We start from the raw sequence: 361 nt of genomic DNA on the forward strand, positions 1-361 counted from the left end.
GGGTAACTATGACTAAGTCTGAATTGATTGAAAGACTGTGCGCTGAGCAAACGCATCTTTCTGCAAAAGAAATTGAAGACGCTGTAAAAGACATTTTAGAGCACATGGCTTCAACACTAGAAAGTGGTGATCGAATCGAAATTCGCGGCTTTGGCAGCTTTTCTCTGCATTACCGTGAACCTCGTGTTGGACGTAATCCTAAAACTGGTGACAAGGTTGAGTTGGAAGGTAAATACGTTCCTCACTTCAAACCAGGTAAAGAGCTACGCGAACGAGTAAACTCAGGGTTGTAGGCTACTTATCGGAATTAAGAAAAGCGGCATACTATAATGTATGCCGCTTTTTTATGACCATAATATGG

At 41.8% G+C, this 361-nt stretch carries 1 protein-coding gene; it reads left to right on the forward strand.

Annotation, left to right across the window (positions count from 1 at the left end):
* Positions 1-8 precede the first annotated feature (8 nt).
* Positions 9-293 carry an integration host factor subunit beta gene (gene ihfB, locus AB4653_RS26735; RefSeq protein WP_010439923.1) on the forward strand — a complete coding sequence of 95 codons (285 nt, stop codon included), beginning with the start codon at positions 9-11 and terminating at the stop codon, positions 291-293.
* The last annotated feature ends 68 nt before the right edge of the window (positions 294-361 follow it).

The sequence above is a fragment of the Vibrio sp. 10N.222.48.A3 genome, assembly GCF_041475345.1.
Taxonomy (GTDB): Bacteria; Pseudomonadota; Gammaproteobacteria; order Enterobacterales; family Vibrionaceae; genus Vibrio; species Vibrio tasmaniensis_A.

Excerpts from the sequence above, each read along its gene's own strand:
- ihfB (WP_010439923.1), top strand. The coding sequence starts at position 9 with ATGACTAAGTCTGAATTGATTGAAAGACTGTGCGCTGAGCAAACGCAT.